Raw genomic sequence first — 18,920 nt, 5'->3', positions numbered from 1 at the left:
TATGGGGTTCAGTTCAATACGGGCTTTTTTATGTCAACAATCACTGAGTCTTAAATCGGTAAGGAATGGTAAATTCAAAGTCCGTTTGATTGTTAGCCAACAACACAGGCACCTTTGGATACGGCTGCGCTTTTTTCGCAGACATAACAGCCGCTGCATCAAGTATATTGATCTTTGATGATTGGATCATTACGGCGTTTTTAACATTGCCATCTTTATCGATATTGATACGAACTTTGACCAAACCTTCCTGACCACGCTCATAAGCCCTTCTTGGATAAACAACTGCATCCATGGCTTTACGTAGTACCTGCTTATAATATATATTTTCGGCAAGTTGGATCTCTTTAAGACGTTGGCGTTCTTCTTCTTGCTTTTCTTTCAAAGCAGCTAATCGCTGACGTCGTTTACGTTCATTTTCCTCACGTTTTTTCTCAAGCTGGCGCTCTCTTTCCTTTTGCATGGCCAGTTTTCGTTGTTTCTCAACTTTGTCAAGCGCCTGACTCTTGGCTTTTTTTTCTAGTTTTTCTACTGCTATTCGCGCTAGTGTTAGGGCTTCTTGTTCTTTTTCAAATTGTTGTTTTTCTAAACGTAGCTGTTCAGCCTCTAATGATTGAGAACGTATAGGAGTTTGCCATTTTTCAACCAAGGTTTTACGAGAGGAATCCCAATCTAAAGTTTCATATGCCAAAACATGAGGCCCGGTATCTCCGCTCAAAACATCTCTCTTGTATGAAGGTGTGGGAGGTAATAGGCCAATCCATCCTCGCAATAATACATTCAAGAATTCAGAGTTATCAGTAGTCATTACTGGAACACTATTGATAAAAAAAGTGACTCCCCCATTAATACGTTCCACCACAAGTCGATCACCATATATTAGATCATCTTGCACGATCTGAGTTAGATCTATAATTTCATCTGTATATTGATTTATGGTTTTAGTTGGATTGTTAATCGCAATCATGTCGTTAAAGAGCTTATTAAATCGACGAGGACTCACTTTTTCAGAGATGAATCGCATTTCCATGCGCATATCGCTTTTACTGTCTAAAAGCTTATTCTCATTAGTTGAGTTATATGTGCTGTATAATGCACCATAATAATACTTGGCACTCAAATCACTATATAAGCCAACTCCCATTCTAGTTAGGTTACTGGCTGATATTGATTGTGAGACCATACATATGATGATCGATGTGAGAAGAAACTTCATATCACTTTCCTAAAGCATTCGAGTATTGGTTAGGCCAATTTCTTATTCTTATCTCGCACACTCTTTTGGGTAGTCAATTGGAATCTCCAAATGACCCAAACGAACAGCTATATTGAATAAAAGCACACCAAATTACATCCTGATTTTGTCACTTTAATGAAACATTCTACGATTGCGTAAAACTTTTGTTGTCATTCAATCATCATCGACTTGCAATAGATATGTCATAATCACTGACTACCTTTATTGTTATGAAGATGCTCAGTGGATTATATGCATACGATCTTCGTATGCTTTTATGGTGCGGTCGTTACCGTGTATACCCGCTTTTCATGCGGCTGATTCGAATGATTTCACGGTCAGGCGACGGCTATACGCAGATAATCTTACCGCTAAGTTTATTCTTAGTAGCTCCTATACTCGCCCATCAGTTCATACTATTAGTATTAACAGCTTTTGCTATCGAGCGTCCGCTTTATTTTGTATTAAAGAACATACTTAAGCGTCGTCGTCCCCCTGAAGTCGTACCCGATTTCACAAGTATAATTCGTGCTTCCGACCAGTTTAGCTTTCCATCCGGTCATACTATGGCGGCATTCTTATTGGCTGGTTTATGTGTATCTCAGTTTGGCGCTGTCGCTTGGCCGATTTACATATGGGCAAGTTTAGTGGGATTCTCTCGAGTCATGCTGGGCGTGCATTTCCCCTCGGATATTCTTGCCGGCGCTTGTTTAGGCAGCAGCATTGCCTATCTTGTCGACACAGGAACCATTGCCCTATGAAGATACTGTACGCAATACAGGGTACTGGAAACGGGCACATATCACGCGCTAGACATTTGGCTCACCACCTAAATAAAAGCACTGCGGATATGACCTATATGTTAACAGGTCGGCCTCGGGAACATTTTTTCGAAATGGAAGTATTTGGCGATTTTTGGTATCGCCCTGGTTTAAGCTTTGTTAGCCAAGCAGGTCAGTTGAATTACTGGCAAACCTATCGCCAAAACCAGCTCGCTCAGTTTATGAAAGATGTTGCCACCCTGCCTGTACAGCAATTCGATTTAATCATCAGTGATTTTGAGCCCGTCAGTGCTTGGGCAGGTAAATTAAAAGGCGTACCGGTTTTAGGTTGTGGCCACCAATATGCGTTTAGCGAAAACACACCAGTCGCTGGCGATAACTGGTTAAGTCGAAAAATCATGCAGCATTTTGCACCCGCTGATTTTGCTGTCGGCCAGCATTGGTTCCCGTATGAATATAATGTGCTACCGCCCATTATTGACTCGACGCTCAAACCGAAAGAAAAAAGCGGTAAGTATTTAGTCTATTTACCATTTGAAGATCAGCAAAAGGTCCTAGCTATATTGAATCAGATTAAAGACCATCAATTTATTCAATACAGCAGTGAGCTAAAACCGCAAAGCCGAGGCAACGTAGAACAAAAAACCGCTTGTGTGCATGGCTTTAAGCAAGACTTGATGGCCGCCGAAGGGGTTATCTGTAATTCAGGATTTGAACTGAACAGCGAATGTATTCATTTAGGCCTGCCTATTTTAACCAAACCACTTAGTGGCCAAATGGAGCAAGCCTCTAACGCCCTCGCTCTTGAGCAGCTGGAATTGGGATCTATTTTAGAGACGTTAGAACCTCAAGCCATCACATCATGGTTAGACAACGAAAAAACAGGGTCAGCCAAACCCTGGCCTGATGTGGCAAAAGCCTTGAGTGAATGGATCCTCAATGGTCAGTGGCACGACGTGCAAGACCTGGCTCGGTCGCTTTGGTCCGCACAATACCTGCCACCCAATCCTCCCATATTATCTGATACCGTCGACACAGCTAACACTTCCCGAGCAATTTCGGCATAATTGGTTTAATAGTATCTAAATTGGTATCTGAAGTATGAACATCTGGGTCGATGCCGACGCCTGCCCTGTGGCTATCCGTGAAATCATCTGCAAAGCCGCGATCCGCACAGAGATTCCCGCTACCTTTGTCGCTAACCATAATGTACCTGTGCAAAAGTCGCCGCTGATCAAAAGCGTGCAAGTGCAAAGCGGCTTTGATATTGCCGATGATGAAATCGTGCAGCGCTGCAGCGAACAAGACTTGGTGATCACATCCGATATTCCACTAGCAAACGATGTATTAGATAAAGGCGCCATGGCCATCAACGTACGCGGTGAAAGCTATACCAAAGAAAACATCAAAGCCATGCTGGGTATGCGCGATTTCATGGATACCATGCGTGCCAGCGGTCATCAATCGAAAGGTCCTGCTCCATTGGACAACAACGATAAGCAGCGCTTTGCTAACGCGTTGGATCGCATACTGACGAAATACAAGCAACACAAAAAATAGGCTGCTTCCGATACCGTTAGCCTAAGCGTTTTGTGGCATAGGCAAAGCTCATCTGCGCTGGCATAGTAAGTGCCTCGGCTTGCTACACGTTGGACATTATGGATTCTCTAGACTCACAGCAAAATACGCAGTTCAATTCTCAATTGCATGGGAAACTACAAGCCAACTTTGGCTTTAATGAGTTTCGCCCTGGGCAAGCGCAAACCATTAATCAACTACTTAACGGCCATAGCTCGTTGGCAATCTTTCCGACCGGATCTGGCAAATCTCTGTGCTATCAATTCACCGCGCTGCAATTGCCAAACCTCACACTAGTAGTCTCTCCCCTACTGGCTTTAATGAAAGACCAAGTGGAATTTCTTAAACAGAAAAATATTGCTGCAGCCAGTTTAGATTCTAGTTTGAGTCAGGATGAATATCGCCAAGTGATGCAAGACGTGCGCAATGGTTCGATCAAGATTCTTATGATCAGTGTGGAGCGCTTTAAAAATGAACGCTTTCGCCAGTTCATTCAAACTGTACCTATTTCCATGCTGGTAGTGGATGAAGCTCACTGTATTTCCGAATGGGGGCATAACTTCCGCCCCGATTATTTAAAACTGCCCAGCTACCGTAAAGATCTGAATATTCCGTTAACGCTATTGCTTACCGCCACCGCAACCAAAGCGGTAAAGCGCGATATGGCTGAAAAGTTTGATATCCAGCCTGAACATATTGTGCAAACAGGATTCTATCGACCGAATCTGGACCTATCTGTATTGCCCGTAAAACAAGCTGAAAAACTTCCCACTCTCGTCAATCAAATAAGACAGCAACATGGTTCCGGTATTGTCTACGTGACTTTGCAGCACAGTGCAGAAACCGTTGCCTCGTATTTGCAACAATGCGGAATATCAGCGACGGCCTACCATGCCGGTTTTGATAGCGAAAAGCGCCAAGCCATCCAGAACGATTTTATGCAAGATAAGGTACAAGTCATTGTGGCAACGATTGCCTTTGGTATGGGCATTGATAAAAGCAATATTCGCTTTGTGATTCACTATGACTTACCTAAATCCATTGAAAATTACAGTCAAGAAATCGGCCGCGCTGGACGTGATGGGCAGCCATCAAACTGTATTACATTGGCCAATCTCGATGGCCTCAATACGGTTGAGAATTTTGTTTATGGAGATACACCTGAGCGATCTAATATTCAAACTCTGATCCAACACATACTCGATGCCGCCAACGGCAGCCAGTGGGAAATGCAAACCTTAGCACTTTCTAAGCTTTGTGATATTCGTGCATTACCACTAAAGACCTTACTCGTTCAATTGGAGATACTGGGCGCCATAGAACCTGCGTACAGCTACTACGCTGAATATCGATTTAAGCTGCTTGAAGAGCAAGCCAATATACTTCAACGCTTTGATGAGCGTCGCCAGCAGGTGTTGAAAAGTATCTTCAATCAGACGAAGTTCAATCGAACTTGGGCCGTACCAGACTTGCATGCTTGTTTTCAAAGCGAGCAACTAGAACGGGCGAAAGTATTGGCTGCCTTGGAATACCTGCATGACCAGCAACTTATTCAATTAGAAAGCAAGCAAATGACGGAGGTCTATCATATTAATACTCAAGCTTTGCAGGATGATGCGCTTGTTACGACACTTTTTAATTACTTTAAAGACAAAGAACAAAAAGAAATAAAACGTATTGCGGCGTTAGTACGCTTTTTCGAATTAGATCAGTGTCTTAGTCAGATGCTGGCTCGATATTTTGATCATCAAGATGTGCCACAGCAATGTGGACATTGCTCAGTGTGTCGCGGTCAAATAGCCAAGCTTGAATACTCCGAGCCTGTTCAACGGCCAACGGATAGTGACATTAACAATGCTGTATCAGAGCTCAAGCAATACCTGAACGAACAAGGACTAAATGACACCAGTGTCGATACTGTCTGCCGGTTTTTAGCAGGTATGACGACACCGCTTTTTACTCAACATAAAGTCAAACAATTAGACGGTTTCGGCTTATGCGAACAGCTTCGCTATCGAGATTTAAAAGAGACGATTTCTAGACTCGATCATCTATGAAGATCGTCTTATATACACTTAGAATATCGCATCATTAGTCATTGCTATTATGAAGATTTATGCAATGACCTTTTCGGACTTTAATACGTTGATGGATTCTTGATCAAAGCCTAGAGATTTCAACGTCAACTCTGTATCAGCTCCAATCTTTCCGCCAGTATGCTGAATGTCATGATCATGTAAAATTGGATTGCTCAACTGTTCAATACCATCTTCGCTTGCCGTAACCCAACCTCGATCTTTAGCGTGGCTCTGTTGAGCTGCCTCAGCAAAGGTTAAAACAGGTTCAACACAACAATCCAACTTGGCAAACACCTCACACCAATGCTCAAAGCTTTCTGATTTGAATGCATCAGATATTTTCCCTTTAACAAAGGCCACATCCTCAGGTTTTTGACTACCGGCTTTTGCCAAGACATCTGGTAACTCTAGCGCTTGGCACAATTGCATTAAAAAAGGTGGCTCCAGCGACCCTACAGACATATAGCGCCCATCATGCGTCTCATAGTAGTCGTAAAAACTGCCACCATTTAACATTGTGCTTTCAGCTTTAGGTTCAATGCCACCGCCTAAATAACCGGATGCAAACATAGCGTTCATACTGAATGCGCAGTCCGTCATACTGATATCTAGGTGACGACCCGCACCGGTTTGAGTTCGCTCATAAACCGCAGCCAGAATTCCCATGACGGCATGATGTGAGCCACCAGCAATATCAGCAATTTGCACACCTTGAGGAACAGGCTTCTCCCCCTTGCGACGGCTGTAATCTGCAATACCGGATAAAGCAAGGTAATTGATGTCATGACCAGCACGATCTTTCAAATCACCAGTTTGTCCATATCCCGTGATAGAACAATAAATAATGTTTGGATTGATTACTTTAAGGCTATCGTAATCCAATCCTAGTCGTGCCATTACACCAGGACGAAACTGTTCAATGACAATATCGTATTCTTGCAATAGGGCTTCGATAATGCCTTTTGCTTGTGGTTTTTTCAGATCCAACGCGATGGCTTTTTTATTACGGTTTAAGTAGCTATGGGCAGCACTTTGTCCGCTGCTATCTTTTGGTGGCAGGGCTCTTACTAAATCAGGACGTGTAGGGCTCTCAATACGCAATACTTCTGCTCCCATGTCCGCTAACATTAAGCTGGCATACGGACCCGGCAGCAAAGTCGAGAAATCTAAAATTTTAAGGCCTTCAAGCATGGGGAAATCCATTATTATTTTTGAATCATGGTAGCAAAGCCGAACTAAGCACTCTATTTCTACATCGTTCAAATTGGTTGGCCAATTACTCCAGCTTTCCCCAAAGACTGAATAGCATACATCAGACTATTATGTTCCAAATCCCATATTGCGCAGATTGCCCAATAGGTTATGATGTTGCATTACGTGAATTGGGATTCAGTCTTTCATGAGAACCTCGACCATTGCTAGCCACTACGTCAGCTGCGCCATCGCTGGTGCCAAGAGGCAAGGATTAGATGTCCATGACATCCTGCGTCGCGCAGATATAACACCCGATATTCTCAATGAACCCAAGGCCCGCATCTTTCCCGACAAAATGGCCAAGTTGCTTCGAATTCTAGTATCCGAGCTCAATGACGAATTTTTAGGCCTAGACGATAAACCCAGCCCACGGGGCAGCTTTGAAACCCTATGCCAGCTGATTGTGCCTTGCTCCACACTGCGAGAGGCGTTGCTACTGGGCACCCAGTTTTATGGGCTATTCGATATGGCATTGGAAACCCAATACGCCGATTCTCAATATGGCGGCATGCTCAGAGCCGTTGAAAAACGCCCCTGCCTAGACGAACACCACTATTTAACCGAATTTCAATTAGTGCTTTGGCATCGCCTTGCCTGCTGGTTGACGGGCAAGCGTATTCCTATTGAGTTGGCCGAGTTCAATTACGCTAAACCAGAACACAGTGACGAGTATCGCTTATTCTTTTATGGCGAACGCTTGTTTCAGCGCCCGCAAACTGCACTGCACTTCAAGTCTAGCTATCTAGATTTACCCATTGTGAGGACACGCAATGATCTGCCCGAGTTATTAAAAGAAGCACCCTACGTGTTTTTGGTTAAACCGAACAATACCACCAGTATTAACGCCCAGATTCGTCGAATTTTGCAGGGCAATATGGATGACAGTGAATTGCCCGACTTTGAGACCGTGGCCCATAAGCTCAATACTTCGACTCAAACCCTACGTCGTCGCTTAAAAGAAGAGAACACCTCATTCCAGGCCATCAAAGATCAGGTGCGCAGAGATATGGCCATCTATTATTTGGGCGACCCTAACATTAGCATTAACGAGATCGCTCTCAAGGTTGGTTTCACCGAGCCTAGCACCTTCCATCGAGCGTTTAAGAAATGGACTGGCATGACACCCGGTGATTATCGATCTGAACAAGCCCAGCCAGCTTAACTGGCGCTTTTTGGTCATTGCTTCTGGTCTATTTGACCATTGAGCGCAATTTGCACCACTGCCACACTGCCTCTATCAATCGTGCTTTTTTCTCATAAGCAACACAATAATAAAGACATAACCAGAGGTAGAGCTATGCTTCCACGTAAACTGTTTGATAGTGATTTAGAAGGCTTTCGCGACAGCGTAAGAAAGTTTCTCGATAAAGAAGCCGTGCCGTTTCATGAGCAGTGGGAAAAAGACGGGCAGGTAAGCCGTGAGCTCTGGTTAAAAGGCGGTGAAATGGGTTTCTTATGTCCCACCGCCCCTGAAGCTTATGGTGGTTTGGGCTGTGATTTCCGCTATAGCGCGGTAGTTATGGAAGAAATTTCGCGTACCGGTTGCTCAGGTATCGGCTGGCCTTTGCACAGTGATATTGTTATGCCCTATATCCAGAACTGGGGTAACGAAGAACAAAAGCAAAAATACATTCCAAAACTCATTACCGGTGAAATGATTGGCGCTATCGCCATGACAGAGCCAGGAGCAGGCTCCGATTTACAAGGCGTTAAATCCACTGCAGTGAAAAATGGCGACCATTATGTCTTAAATGGTTCGAAGACTTTTATTACTAATGGCCAAATGGCAGATTTGGTCATTGTCGTGGCTAAAACCGATCCGTCAAAAGGCGCCGCAGGTATCAGCCTATTCTTGGTAGAAACCCAGTGGGATGGTTTCGAAAAAGGCAGCAACCTGGATAAAATCGGTATGAAAGCTCAGGATACCTCAGAACTCTTTTTCAACGATGTAAAAGTACCTGCGGAAAATTTATTAGGTGGCCAAGAAGGCACAGGATTCATGGCACTGATGCAAGAGCTTCCACAAGAACGCCTTCTGGTCGCATTAACCGCAGTGGCTGCCTGTGAAGCGGCGCTTGATTGGACCAAAGATTATATTAAAGAGCGTAAAGCATTCGGTAAGCCAATTTGTAAGTTCCAGAATACGCGCTTTAAAATGGCGGAACTGATTACCGAAACCAATGCCATGCGAGCTTATACGGATTTTTGTCTTGAACTTCACTTGGATAAAAAACTTGATATACCAACCGCAGCAGGCTTAAAACAAATCACTACCGACTTGCAGTTTAAAGTTATGGATGAATGTGTGCAGCTGCATGGCGGTTATGGTTATATGACCGAATACCCAATCGCACGTGCGTGGGCCGATAGCCGAGTGCAAAAAATCTATGCTGGCACTAACGAAATCATGAAAGAAATCGTTGCCCGTGCAGAGCTTGGTTAACAGACTCTAGGATTCCAAAGATCCAAAGCAGTATTTGCAAAGCCTATAGGCATTAAAAAAGCCCTTCGAATTTTTTCGAAGGGCTTTTTTTGTTTGTGGCTTAGATGATGATTAAGACTGCTGGTTTTGCTGAGCCTGCATCATTTCCTGCATTAGCTCTTTATACTCAGAACGCAATTCTTGCAGCTCTGCGAATAGCTCTTCGCTGGTTTCATCTATTTCACTCATACCCGCTTTTACTGCCTCGCTTAGCTCTTGACCGGCTTCTTGAACGGTTTCGTTTTGCATTGCTTGCTGCTGCACACTACGCAATTGCTGACGCTTTTCTTGATACTCTTTTTGCAATGCTTGACGTTGCTCTTGCGTCAGCTCTTGTGCTTGCGTTTTTGCCTGCTGAGCGATTTCTTGCAAACGACCTTGTACCTGTTCGATGTCAGTGCCTAGCTCTTGCATCGTATCTTTCACAAGCTGGTCATATTCTTCCGCTTGCTTTTGCAGATCCGGATCAGCGTCTAAAGCTTGTTTTTGAATGGCCTGTAGTTCTTTGCCAATACTTTGCATGCGACTTTGAATCTCACCCAGCTCTTGGCGAGGGTTTGACGCTTGTTCTTCAGATTGTGCACTTTCTGCATGAGCAAAACTCATGGTCGCGAATGCACATACCAGTACCCATGTAACCTGTTTAGTAAACTGTAACACTGATGTCATCGTTTGCTTCCTAATGATGTATTCAGTTAATACGCTAACAGACACCCCCGGGGGGCTGTCAAACTAAGCAGCGTTCTCATCACTACGCACTTTGTGGAGTGTGTCACGATATTGGCCTAGTAAGCTTTGCTGGTTCACTACTCCCACTAATTTGTTATCACTACTCAGGACGGGAATACTCTTTTGAGGGCTTTGCTGCAAGATAGTCAAACCCTGTTCTACAGAAGCATTCTCTTCTAAAATTTTTGGCATAAATCGATTAACATCTTCAACATGAACGCCCTGTACTGAGCACGCCATCGCCATATCACTTAATAGTACAGCCCCTTGATACTCATCATTTTGGTCAACCACATGAGCAACGTTCGTATTGTTAGAGGTCATAAGATTTAATACATCACTGGGCTTATCTTTTAAACCCACTTTCACGAAAGCCTGATGTACCGACTCACTAATACTCGTATTTGCAATAAGTAATGCATCTCTTCCTTTGGTTAAATCTAATCCACGTTTTTCTAAAACATGATCAAAAAAGCTGCGACCAAATAATCGATAGGAAACCAGATTGGAGAACACCACACTCAATAACACCGCTGTGGTTAGCTCGTAATTTCGTGTTAGCTCTAAAATAATTAGAATAGTACTGATGGGAGCACCTATGACTGCCGTAGTCACCGCGGCCATTCCGCAGATAGCAAACACACCAAGGGAATCGGCAGCACCAGGCATAATCGGCGCTAACACCAAGCCCACCAAACTGCCAAATAAAACACCAATAACCAGCGACGGACTAAATACACCGCCAACAAAACCAAAACCTAAACACATAGCCGTTACGACCAGCTTGCCCACTAGCAACATGGCCATTTGTGGCGCTTCAATACTCTCTGGAATCATTGCGGATTGTAATAACGCTGTACCTAACCCAAGCAATTCAGGTAGCTGTAATGCCACTAAACCCAATGCAAACCCCGCTAATGCAGGTTTTAACGTATTTGGCATGTTGAGACCTTGAGCTATTTTCTGGCTTTTTAAAAGTGTACGCATAAACACAACGGCCAACATGGCACCTGTCACACCAATCAGCATGAAGGATGAATATTCCCATGCATTAAGATGACCAATTTGATCTATTTGAAATAAAGGTGGGCGCTCTAGAATAACGGCGGTCACAATATAGCCCATGGTGGCTGAAACCGTGATAGGAGCGAATGCGCGCAACGAATAATGGCGCAGCACCACTTCATGAGCGAAGAACATACCCGCTAGGGGCGCGTTAAATGCGGCAGCGATCGCTCCAGCAACACCACAACCGATACCGATATTGGCAATATGACCACCGCCGCCATAAGCGAACTTACGAAACGCTACACCAAGCGTCGCACCTAAATGAACAATAGGTCCATAACCACCAACCGAAGCGCCCGAGCCTAAAGACATAAAAGATGCGAGTGCAGTGGACATACCGCTTTTGAACGGCACTTGAGAATGACCCAACTGAGCTGCAGCAATGACATCAGGAGGACCTTGGGGTTTATCAGGATTAATATAGCGATTAAATAACCCTACCACTAAACCACCAATACATGGCACCAGCAGTATCCACCAAAAAGAAATACTTTCATGCTGAGAGGCAGCACTAATATTAAGAATCTGATTTAGATATTTAAAACCATAAACGAATAAGTCAGCAAAAATAGCGGAAACAACGCCGACCACGCTGCCAAATAAGACGACAAATAATGCGTTTTTAATAACCTTCATCATGCCTTTTTCAGCAACTTCCGACCGACTTGTCTCAAAGGGATGTTCGTTTTCTGTCGTTAATCCGTCCATGGAACCTCCTATTTTTTCAGCGCAATACTTTGGTGAAAATTTTATTGACTTAAAAGCATAGGATTAAATTTCAGGCAAAACTCAGCATTACGCATGAGTCGAAAACTGCATTTCTAATACTTTACTCTGTTTTTACATCAAGAATAATTGATCACTATATGTAAACTGTTATTTTTCACCGCCCCATTAATCAGGATGATGTGAAGGAACCCATGAAAAAAATCGTATTAACAATAGCTGCGAGTCTATTGGCTCTATCAATGGTTGGTTGCAGTTCTTCAATGGTAAAAAGGGATGCTAATCAGGAATTCCCATTAAATGTAAGCAAAAATCAACCTGCTTTCATTTTCCCAATAAGCTTACACGGTGTACCAGGTGACACAACACAGGTCGGCCTAGCTATTTCTTCAGGCGCAGTATCTGAATATGGCGCATCTGTTATTTCCGGTCAGCAGCTTTATAGCGTAGTTGGCAATCTTTCTTGGACACTCGGCGAAAATATGCGTCGCCAAGTAAATCGAGACGAAATGGCCATGACTGGTTCAGCTAAAAAATACGCTACTCAGCTTGATCAGAACATGAAGAAGCTGACCTCTAAACTAAAAAGCGCTGGCGTATTAAGTGATCCTAATTACGACTTCAAATATGTCATCGTATTGCACGTTGATTCAGCCGGTGGCATTCCTATTCCATTTGTGAAGAAAGTGACTGCTTTCGGTGGTGTGCTTGATTTAGAAACCAAGAAAATTGTTTCTTATATCGAGAAAGATCTAACTCTGTCTGAAGATGCTGTACTAGCGCAAATGCCAGCTGAGATGAATAAAATTATCGCTGAGCTTCTCAACAAGCCAGAAGACACAAAAGCTTAACCTGTGATTTAGGGTCAAATGACCTTCTAAAAGAGCCGCTTTTTAGCGGCTTTTTTATGTCTACTGCTCAAGGTTTTGAAGATGTTGATTAATACTTTTTACGTGTTGATCATCAAAGCCGAGTTCTTCAAGCGCTTGCGCTAACTTGATTGCATACTCTCGGTTAGGACCACTAGGACCTTTACTGTGGTGAATTTGGTTCGCAATTTCTTGAATAGACGCATCACCTAAAAAGGCTGCGTTATCCGGATCCGCTATATAAACTATCCCCTTTGTGCAACCAGCATCTGAATCTAGAAAATGTAAGTTTACTTCATAGCGGAGATAGCCGTTTTTCTCTCGATGATCTAGATGCTCGAACACGTCAGGCCTCACCCGATAGGCGACACCAAAACACTTTTTTGTTGATTGGGCCTCTACTAAAGTTACCACCCTGCCCGGTGATTGCGGTGTACCTCGATGATCATGGCTTCCTTGCCAAAACTTTCTATTCCAACCACGGATATACGCAGAGCGCTTTTGAATATAAGGAAAGTCCACTTTATAAATTAGTGACCCATAACCAAACAACCATACATCATCGTATGATGATAAATCTTGTCTCTGCTTGTTTATATCTATGGTATTGAAGCTCATTTTGTTAATCGAGTCTGAAACCGATTTTTAAGGTAACCTGCCAATGAGCAACTTGTCCATCCTTGATATGTCCGCGAGTTTCAACCACCTCAAACCAGTCCATATTGTGTACCGTCTCACTGGCCTTTTTGATGGCATTGCGAATAGCATCATCCGTACCCTGCGTTGAGCTCCCGGTTACTTCTAGTTTCTTATATACATGATCAGTCATGACTACCTCCTTTTATCAAGCGTGTATTCAGTGTAGTTAGAACCTACCTATGTTACGAGGTAAGTTAGGCAGCAGAGCCACCACTGATGAAACGTTTTAGACTCGATAACAAGCTGTTGTTGGGATTTTGTTGGGTTCTTACTTGCCCATTTTGACTTAGCAAAAGCATTAAATCTCTTACTAAATGCGGGGAAAACTCAAACGGTGTAAAGCGCTCAAAACCGTTTTGTGATAACAGAGATCGTATTTCGCTTTTGCTCGGAACAAGATGCATTGACCAATCCCCAAACAAGGCTTCGTCTATGGGTTCTTGGTAAATAATGCGGGCATTCGTGTGACGATCATCTCTAGATATGATGTCATAGAGAGTCCGCACGTCGGCCTCATCTCCCTCCAAAACTTGGAAAAAATGACCGTCTCCGTAATAAAGCACGCCTCCAATGTTTCGCTTGGGATTATTGCGTTTGGATTTACTCAAAATACGGCCAATCTCGATGCCGACACCAGATTCACCTAGCCGAATATTGGACTCACTGGCGTATATTAGCCGATACATCACATGCCCCTAGTTCAATTTCTTTATCCAATCGCTTACGCGATGCTAATTGAACTGGATCACAAATCGGTATTAGCGATACCGAGTACGTCTAATTCTTGTTGAGTTAAAGAGCGGTATTCGCCAGGCGCTAAATTAGGATCCAACTCAAGGGGCCCAATACGTTCTCTGTGCAGTCTTACCACGCGATTACCCATGGCAGCAAACATACGCTTAACTTGGTGATAACGACCCTCCGATATTGTGATCAACACCTCTGTGTCTGTTATCCGATTTAATTCAGCAGGTAATGTAGGCTTGGATTCAGATCGCAGTAGTAACCCTTGCTCACATTGAATCTCTGCATCCGCAACGAGTGGCTCATCTAACCAAACCCGGTAAGTTTTAGGGATATGATGTTTAGGAGAGGTCAAACGATGAGACCATTGGCCATCGTCAGTAATAAGCAATAGCCCGGTGGTATCCAGATCTAAGCGTCCCACTGTATGTAAAACGTAGGTACTCGCTTCGTCAATTAAATCAAAAACAAGGGCATGCTGTGGATCGGCGTTCGCACAAAGATAATTGGCCGGTTTATTCATCATGAAATACACGGCTGTGTTCATTTCAATCCGTCTACCATCAAGCCAAACTTGATCGTCATTAGCCACTTTGTGGGAGCCGGTTTTGACAAGATCGCCATTAACTAAAACGCGTTTCTGCTTTAGCGCCTTGGTAGCTTCAGTTCGGCTGAGGGATGAGTAGTTAGCAAGGAATTTGTCGAGTCGCATGCGGCTTTGGCGATACCTTTGATACACTGGCTTTGCAAGCCATAGTGTATCAAGTTATGGTCCGCTAACCTATCCTGCTTTTCGATTATAGAAAGCGTTGGGACCTGCTAGCATGGACTCTACATCACTTCGTAACTCAAGCAGGTGGTCCTCAGCAATTTTCCATTGCGGACCCAATTCCATACTTTTATAACGATCCCTTGCGAATGGCAGTAAATCACTCTTCACAAGCATGGTCAGCGCAAGTAGCGGACCAACCATTTGAGCATTGGGATTTTGCTCAGCAATATAGTGATTTTGCAGTTTTTGTAAGCGATTATATAATTCTTCTACATATTCATCGTATGATGGGTTGGCCATTGAAACTCCGTTTCCTATTCAACATTGGCAGACAATTTTAAGTGTAGAAGAGTTTTGTCTGCTTGCTATACCAACCCCTAAAATTTATCCCTCGGATAATAATCGGCGTAGATCAATAATCGCTGCGTTAGCCCGTGCAATGTAGGAGGCCATAACCAAAGAGTGATTTGCCGTCAAACCAAATCCACTGCCGTTAAGAATGACAGGAGACCAGATTTCTTCCTGTGTAGCCTCAAGCTCCCTAACAATTTGCTTAACACTGACCAGTGCATTTTTCTTATGCAAAATATCTGCAAAATCGACTTCCACTGCTTTGAGGAAGTGCATCAGTGCCCAAGTGGTTCCCCGTGCCTCATAGAAAACATCATCAATCTCTGTCCACGGGGTTTTTGCAACAAATTCATCATCGTTTTCTGTACTCTGATGATTGGCAGTATTTCCTGCTAAGTCGATGTTGATTCTCTTTTGTCCAACGCTTGCACTCAAACGCTGGCTTAGAGAGCCTAGTCGAGTTTCAACATCTTTAAGCCACTGCCGTAAATTATCGGCACGAGCAAAGAACTGAGCGCTTTGTTGATTATCGGCGAGATCGTGAGCATAACTCGCTAATTTATCTATACCACGCTGATACTCTCCCTCACTATCAGGTAAAGCCCAAGAATTGTTGTCAAAGTGGAATTGGGGCTCTGCAACGGCTAAATCTAGGTTCTCTGTGCTTTGACTTTGGCTTCGACTAAAATCTTTACGCAAAGCTCGACTCAAGTCTCGCACTTGAACCAATACTCCGTACTCCCAGTGGGGAATATTATCGAGCCACAACCCCGGGGGTAAAATATCATTCGTCAAGTAGCCGCCCGATTTTTGCAGCAGTGTTTCTGCTACTTTCATCAACGTAATCGATGTGGTGTAACCAGTAACCACTGATTGCTGTTCTTGTTCTGCGTAATCCGCTGTCACGTTTGTAACAGAAAACGGTTCAGGTTCATCCGACCAAATAAAACCGAGCACCACGGCGACCAAAAGATAAACGGCAATCGATCCTACGAATGCTCGTATCATCCAACTGGCGTCTAACCAATTCTCTAGACTTTGTTTATTCACAATAAACCTCTAATGGTGGTGATGATGTTGATGGTTCTGTTCGTCCATAGGACTTTTCACTGGCAAGGTAATTGGATATTCGGTTCCAGATTGTGACACTAGAGTTATGTTCACTTCATTACCGCTTTTCAGAGGCTTCGTTAACCCCATAAGCATAATGTGATAGCTACCAGGCTTAAAAACAAACTCCGCGCCGGGAGCAATAGTGATGCTTTTCTCTTGACGCATAGCCATCATACCTGATGCTTGTTTTTTGTGGCTATGATACTCAACTTTTTTAGCGGCCTCAGATCGAACATCGACAAGAACGATAGACTTTTCACCACTGTTACTAAGCGTTAAAAACGCCGCTGTATTAGGTTGTGTGGGCGGTAGTGCTCGTACCCAGCCGTCTTTTGCCGTTAAATCTGCTACAGCCTGATTCGTACCTAAAAGGGAAAAAAATACCAAACAAAAGGTAGCGATTCTTGAATATCGTTGATTCATAAAGCGTGCTCTCCAGTCTCAAGGAAGTGGCCCCACTATAGCAAACTTCTATTCAACTGAGCCAGCACATGGCATAAGCACTAGCGCCAGTGTTCAGGTTCGGCCAAACCGTACCCCATAACACCGTCAATTCCCAACTCGATCAACATGGATTTTTCTGCATGGGTTTCGACACCTTCGGCAAGACACAGAGCCTTCTGTCCATGGAGAATTTGAATCATACCCGTGACGAAAAAACGATGTTCAGTATGTTGGTTTATATTGTGTATATAGCGTCTCTGGATCTTGCCTTGAGTAATAGGAAAGCGCGAAAGGAAACTGAAATTCCTACCTGACGTGCCTAAGTGATCAACACTAATACGCAGACCTTGATCGGCCATTTTATGCAACCAATTCTCTGCACCACCCGATAGGTTAGCAAGTGTATACTCACTGAACTCCAACATGATTTTTTTGCGCAAGTCCGCCGTTAAGGTTTCTTCAACCCACGCCCTAAAAGAAAACTGATTAATGCTGGCGCCGCTAATGTTAATGACCCATGTATCAACTGATTGCCACTTGTCGAACTGTTTAATAAATAGCTCGATCACACGCTCATCGAACTCTCGAGTCATCTTCAAGCGCTCGACGAGGGGCCAGAATTCGCCCGCGGCCATGACGCGATCATCCATTTTAAGTCGGCTATGCAGCTCGTATTGGATGATCTCACCTTCAATGTTAAATAGAGGTTGACGATACAATTGCAAATGTTGTCCATTCAACGCCTCGACCAAAGCCTTTTGCCAATGAACCCAATTGGTAAAGGTGTGATCCGTCATTTCTCCAATCAGTAAAGTCTTATGCTCAGTTCTAGCTCGGTTAAAAAGCAGATCCAACTGATGTTTGAGACTCGCTGGAGCAATAACGCTCTGCACCGGTAACGCCGCGGCGTAAATTTCAGCGCAAAATTGTTCAACAAAACTGAGCCTGGTCAGCGATTCGACAAGTTCACTAATATGTTTAGTAAATTGTTTGTCTAATGGGTCTGGGCAGAATATCCAGAACTCACCACCACCAGTGCGGGCAATAGAAACATGCTCTTGATTAAGTGAACCATGGGTTTTGAGGAATATGGCAATTTGCAACAAAAGCTCATCGACTTTAGTTTGACCAAATTCACTGTTTAGGCTTTGCAAATTGTCTATACGGATAAGCATCGCCCATCCAGGACGAAAGCTATTTTCAGTCATCCATTCTTGTAAAAACTGCTCCCAACCTCGGCGATTTTTTAGTTGTGTTAGGGCGTCATCGAAGTTGGCCTGTTGTAATCGCCCAACGGTTTCACTATGGGCAACGAAACTCGCATTGAGACGATCACTCAAGCGATTCATCGCAGATACAAGGTCAACCAATTCTTTTGATTTGGGTTGCTTATGAATATGCACAAATTGATTACGGGCTAACTTGTCCACCAGCACCAAAATATCTTGTAAAGGCTGTAGCTGCCAATTAAGTAATAAGCGAATGCCATAGACGACAATTAACCCCATGATAGCAAACCATGCCAATTCGGCCTTAAACATTATCCACAATTGCTGATACATGGGTGCGGTATGCATTTTTACTGATAATATTCCGAGTTGTTGCCAGCCTTTGCTTACTTGTTCTTGCGCATACCCTGCTTGCATATCAATAACGGATTGAAACCAATACGGCACATCATGGACATCTTCTTCTGGAGCGTAGCGTGCAACAAATTTATCGCTATCAACATAATCAAAACGGACCTGCTTGAATTGGCCACGATCAAAGATTACGTCCACCATAGATCGTAAGCTCGCATCATCATACCGTTCTGCACTTTGCGTCATACTCAATGCCAGCGTGGTCGCTGTTTCATCTGCGCGCGCTTGCAATTGCGCTTCGTAATGCGCAACCAGTTGCTTCACATTAATAATGAAATTACCGCCCATAATCACAATCATGAGTAGGCCGATACCAATGGCCAGTTGCCGTCGAATACTCATAGTTATTCC

Annotated in this window: 19 protein-coding genes; 7 read left to right on the top strand and 12 right to left on the bottom strand. The window is 43.7% G+C overall.

Going from position 1 to position 18,920, the window contains the following annotated elements; translation table 11 throughout:
• Positions 1–40: 40 nt before the first annotated feature.
• Positions 41–1,216 (bottom strand): TonB family protein, encoded by a 1,176-nt coding sequence (locus tag HF888_RS02755; RefSeq protein WP_083771939.1) that lies wholly within the window; start codon positions 1,214–1,216, stop codon positions 41–43.
• A 347-nt stretch (positions 1,217–1,563) separates the two neighbouring features.
• On the opposite strand from HF888_RS02755, the gene HF888_RS02750 reads away from it, so the two are divergent.
• The 4 genes from HF888_RS02750 (at position 1,564) to HF888_RS02735 (ending at position 5,654) form a co-directional block, all read left to right on the top strand.
• Positions 1,564–1,998: a phosphatase PAP2 family protein gene (locus tag HF888_RS02750; RefSeq protein ID WP_007018787.1), complete on the top strand. Its 435-nt coding sequence runs from the start codon at positions 1,564–1,566 to the stop codon at positions 1,996–1,998.
• Positions 1,995–3,086 carry an MJ1255/VC2487 family glycosyltransferase gene (locus HF888_RS02745; RefSeq protein WP_083771938.1) on the top strand — a complete coding sequence of 364 codons (1,092 nt, stop codon included), beginning with the start codon at positions 1,995–1,997 and terminating at the stop codon, positions 3,084–3,086. The genes HF888_RS02750 and HF888_RS02745 overlap by 4 nt, the downstream gene beginning before the upstream one ends.
• Before the next feature lie 34 nt (positions 3,087–3,120).
• Positions 3,121–3,579: a YaiI/YqxD family protein gene (locus tag HF888_RS02740; RefSeq protein ID WP_007018785.1), complete on the top strand. Its 459-nt coding sequence runs from the start codon at positions 3,121–3,123 to the stop codon at positions 3,577–3,579.
• 98 nt (positions 3,580–3,677) lie between these two features.
• Positions 3,678–5,654 (top strand): RecQ family ATP-dependent DNA helicase, encoded by a 1,977-nt coding sequence (locus tag HF888_RS02735; RefSeq protein ID WP_007018784.1) that lies wholly within the window; start codon positions 3,678–3,680, stop codon positions 5,652–5,654.
• Positions 5,655–5,711: 57 nt separating this feature from the next.
• Here HF888_RS02735 and HF888_RS02730 read toward each other — a convergent pair whose 3' ends face one another.
• Positions 5,712–6,866 (bottom strand): CaiB/BaiF CoA transferase family protein, encoded by a 1,155-nt coding sequence (locus tag HF888_RS02730; RefSeq protein WP_007018783.1) that lies wholly within the window; start codon positions 6,864–6,866, stop codon positions 5,712–5,714.
• Between the two features lie 208 nt (positions 6,867–7,074).
• Between HF888_RS02730 and HF888_RS02725 the strand changes: the two genes are divergently transcribed.
• Positions 7,075–8,091, top strand: coding sequence for an AraC family transcriptional regulator (locus tag HF888_RS02725; protein ID WP_007018782.1), 1,017 nt, complete (start codon positions 7,075–7,077; stop codon positions 8,089–8,091).
• A 135-nt stretch (positions 8,092–8,226) separates the two neighbouring features.
• Positions 8,227–9,372 carry an acyl-CoA dehydrogenase family protein gene (locus HF888_RS02720; RefSeq protein ID WP_007018781.1) on the top strand — a complete coding sequence of 382 codons (1,146 nt, stop codon included), beginning with the start codon at positions 8,227–8,229 and terminating at the stop codon, positions 9,370–9,372.
• 111 nt (positions 9,373–9,483) lie between these two features.
• On the opposite strand, the gene HF888_RS02715 is transcribed toward HF888_RS02720, so the two are convergent.
• Both HF888_RS02715 and HF888_RS02710 read right to left on the bottom strand, forming a co-directional pair.
• Positions 9,484–10,080: a hypothetical protein gene (locus tag HF888_RS02715; protein WP_007018780.1), complete on the bottom strand. Its 597-nt coding sequence runs from the start codon at positions 10,078–10,080 to the stop codon at positions 9,484–9,486.
• 63 nt (positions 10,081–10,143) lie between these two features.
• Complete coding sequence (locus tag HF888_RS02710) at positions 10,144–11,916, bottom strand: chloride channel protein (RefSeq protein ID WP_007018779.1); 1,773 nt, start codon at positions 11,914–11,916, stop codon at positions 10,144–10,146.
• Between the two features lie 212 nt (positions 11,917–12,128).
• On the opposite strand from HF888_RS02710, the gene HF888_RS02705 reads away from it, so the two are divergent.
• Positions 12,129–12,785, top strand: coding sequence for a hypothetical protein (locus HF888_RS02705; protein WP_007018777.1), 657 nt, complete (start codon positions 12,129–12,131; stop codon positions 12,783–12,785).
• A 60-nt stretch (positions 12,786–12,845) separates the two neighbouring features.
• On the opposite strand, the gene HF888_RS02700 is transcribed toward HF888_RS02705, so the two are convergent.
• The 8 genes from HF888_RS02700 to HF888_RS02665 form a co-directional block, all read right to left on the bottom strand.
• A complete protein-coding gene (locus HF888_RS02700) occupies positions 12,846–13,421 on the bottom strand; it encodes a gamma-glutamylcyclotransferase (RefSeq protein ID WP_007018776.1) in 576 nt (191 codons plus the stop codon).
• Between the two features lie 4 nt (positions 13,422–13,425).
• Positions 13,426–13,632 (bottom strand): dodecin, encoded by a 207-nt coding sequence (locus HF888_RS02695; RefSeq protein ID WP_007018775.1) that lies wholly within the window; start codon positions 13,630–13,632, stop codon positions 13,426–13,428.
• A gap of 64 nt (positions 13,633–13,696) precedes the next feature.
• Positions 13,697–14,188, bottom strand: coding sequence for a BLUF domain-containing protein (locus tag HF888_RS02690; RefSeq protein WP_007018774.1), 492 nt, complete (start codon positions 14,186–14,188; stop codon positions 13,697–13,699).
• 59 nt (positions 14,189–14,247) lie between these two features.
• On the bottom strand, positions 14,248–14,958 hold the full coding sequence (rsuA, locus tag HF888_RS02685; RefSeq protein WP_007018773.1) for a 16S rRNA pseudouridine(516) synthase RsuA: 711 nt from the start codon (positions 14,956–14,958) through the stop codon (positions 14,248–14,250).
• A 69-nt stretch (positions 14,959–15,027) separates the two neighbouring features.
• On the bottom strand, positions 15,028–15,318 hold the full coding sequence (locus HF888_RS02680; RefSeq protein WP_007018772.1) for a hypothetical protein: 291 nt from the start codon (positions 15,316–15,318) through the stop codon (positions 15,028–15,030).
• An 84-nt stretch (positions 15,319–15,402) separates the two neighbouring features.
• Entirely contained in the window at positions 15,403–16,419 is a 1,017-nt protein-coding gene (locus HF888_RS02675) for a DUF2333 family protein (RefSeq protein ID WP_007018771.1), read from the bottom strand.
• A 9-nt stretch (positions 16,420–16,428) separates the two neighbouring features.
• Positions 16,429–16,905, bottom strand: a complete 477-nt coding sequence (locus HF888_RS02670; protein ID WP_007018770.1) for a copper chaperone PCu(A)C — start codon at positions 16,903–16,905, stop codon at positions 16,429–16,431.
• A gap of 80 nt (positions 16,906–16,985) precedes the next feature.
• Positions 16,986–18,911, bottom strand: a complete 1,926-nt coding sequence (locus HF888_RS02665) for a bifunctional diguanylate cyclase/phosphodiesterase (protein ID WP_007018769.1) — start codon at positions 18,909–18,911, stop codon at positions 16,986–16,988.
• Positions 18,912–18,920 lie beyond the last annotated feature (9 nt).

This window comes from Bermanella marisrubri, assembly GCF_012295615.1.
GTDB lineage: Bacteria > Pseudomonadota > Gammaproteobacteria > Pseudomonadales > Oceanobacteraceae > Bermanella > Bermanella marisrubri.
Note: the sequence above shows the minus strand (reverse complement) of the source record. Positions and strands in the feature narration are given on the sequence as shown.